Origin of the sequence: Citrobacter sp. TBCS-14 (assembly GCF_005280805.1) — a bacterium.
Taxonomy (GTDB): domain Bacteria; phylum Pseudomonadota; class Gammaproteobacteria; order Enterobacterales; family Enterobacteriaceae; genus Citrobacter; species Citrobacter gillenii.
This window is the reverse complement of sequence record NZ_SZWM01001199.1, coordinates 1-543: the sequence shown is the minus strand read 5'-3', so window position 1 is coordinate 543 and position 543 is coordinate 1. Positions and strand designations below refer to the sequence as shown.

1 pseudogene is annotated in these 543 nt (G+C 56.1%); it reads left to right on the top strand.

What is annotated here, in order from left to right:
* Positions 1-28 precede the first annotated feature (28 nt).
* Positions 29-543, top strand: a pseudogene (locus FDX22_RS26260) (class I tRNA ligase family protein); the annotation flags it as partial.

Below are 543 nucleotides of genomic sequence, written 5' to 3'. Positions count from 1 at the left end.
TGATGGCCCTCCTTATGCGAATGGCAGCATTCATATTGGTCACTCGGTTAACAAGATTCTGAAAGACATTATCGTGAAGTCCAAAGGACTCACGGGCTATGACTCGCCGTACGTTCCGGGCTGGGACTGCCACGGTCTGNGTTCGGCAAGCCGGGTGAAAAGTTCACTGCCGCAGAGTTCCGCGCCAAGTGCCGCGAATACGCCGCAACGCAGGTTGACGGTCAGCGTAAAGACTTTATCCGTCTGGGTGTGCTGGGTGACTGGCAGAAGCCGTACCTGACGATGGACTTCAAAACCGAAGCCAACATCATTCGCGCGCTGGGCAAAATCATCGGCAACGGCCACCTGCATAAAGGCGCGAAGCCGGTGCACTGGTGTGTAGACTGCCGTTCCGCGCTGGCGGAAGCGGAAGTTGAGTATTATGACAAAACCTCCCCGTCCATTGACGTGGCGTTCCACGCTGCCGATCAGGATGCGGTGAAAGCGAAATTTGGCGTTTCTGACGTCAACGGCCCGATCTCGCTGGTTATCTGGACCACTACC